The organism is Candidatus Obscuribacterales bacterium (assembly GCA_036703605.1).
Lineage (GTDB): Bacteria > Cyanobacteriota > Cyanobacteriia > RECH01 > RECH01 > RECH01.
This window is the reverse complement of the sequence record DATNRH010000359.1, coordinates 1-1,340: the sequence shown is the minus strand read 5'-3', so window position 1 is coordinate 1,340 and position 1,340 is coordinate 1. Positions and strand designations below refer to the sequence as shown.

Sequence of the window (1,340 nt, the reverse complement as noted above, 5' to 3'; positions counted from 1 at the left end):
CAGTCCACTCAAGCGGCACTCAATTCGAACGGCATCGGCCCTAGTCTGGATACTAGGGCGTATTTTAAGCTCACCCAAACCCTGATTATCTCGTACGAAAGATCAAGGGGTTTAGCGGGTTTTACAGGGACTAGGAAAAGCGAAGAACCCTAGGAAAATAGCTCTGTAGAGGGCAGCGATCGCTCCTACTCCAAGACATAACACCAAAAGCAAGGGCAAGAAGCACGGCTGCGGTCGCAGCCTTAGAGCACCACATAGGTCTCCCCATAAGTTTTTGAGGCCTATTGTGCTGACCCATTACATTGTATTGTCCCAGGATCCCCTACTTGGAGACATATATCTTATCCATCTAAACGCTTCGTCTTTAGACCAAGGCTATGACATAAAACGATGGATGGACATGTATTCTCAGCAACAATACATGACCTAATCAAGGTTGTAGCCATAGGCATCTAGTCACTCGCTTAAACTAGATGCCTAACGGAAGACAAGCACCGGAATCAGGGTGCTACGGAGAATTTGACTGGTTGTGCTGCCGATGACGAGGTGACGAATGCGGCTATGCCCATAGGCTCCCATAAGCAACAGGGTGATGTGATGCTCGGTGACGTAGTTGGCGATCGCTGTTTCCGAATCTCCCTGAAGCACTTGGCTAATGGGCTTAAAGCCTGCTGGCCGCACTATGTCTTCTGCTTCTTGGATCTGAGCGATCGCAGCATCATGATCAGCAGATTTCGCAACGGTGAGAATATGAAGCTCTAACCCTTGAAACAGGGTTGATTGGGCTAAAAACTCCAGAATTCTTTGGCAGCTCTTGCTACCATCATAGGCAAGCAAGAGACGTTCAATGGGCTGGAAGTCTTGAGGGGTAACCAGACAAGGTTTATGGCTCGATCGCAGAATACGTTCTACATTTGCCCCCAAATGTCCGGCGGCAAACTGGGCTGTTTCGCCACGTTTACCCAGCATCACTAGGTCTGCTTGGTCTTCAAATTCATGGAAGCAGTCTACTAAGAAACCTGTTTCGTGGAGCAGGTTCACCTGATCTATACCCAGCTCTTTCAGACAAGCTTCCGCTTTTTGTAGCACTAGCTTCGCCCGCTGGTGATTCAACTTCGCCCATTGATGCTCTAATTCGACAAGCTGACTGAGCAAGACCTCTGAGGCATCGATCCCAATACTGCCACTCAAGTTGCTGCTGGCGATCGATTGCTGCGTGCGAATATCCGTCACAAACAAGATATCAATACCGGCGGCAAGTCGGCTTGCAAACCAGGCCCCGTAGAGGTAGATCGTTTCAGCAAAGGGCGAGCCATCGGTACATAGTAAGATTTTCTTCA

At 49.1% G+C, this 1,340-nt stretch carries 1 protein-coding gene; it reads right to left on the bottom strand.

Annotated elements, in window-relative coordinates; genetic code table 11:
• Positions 1 to 477 precede the first annotated feature (477 nt).
• Positions 478 to 1,340: universal stress protein (locus V6D20_07575; protein HEY9815643.1), on the bottom strand; the 863-nt coding region annotated here is incomplete at its 5' end.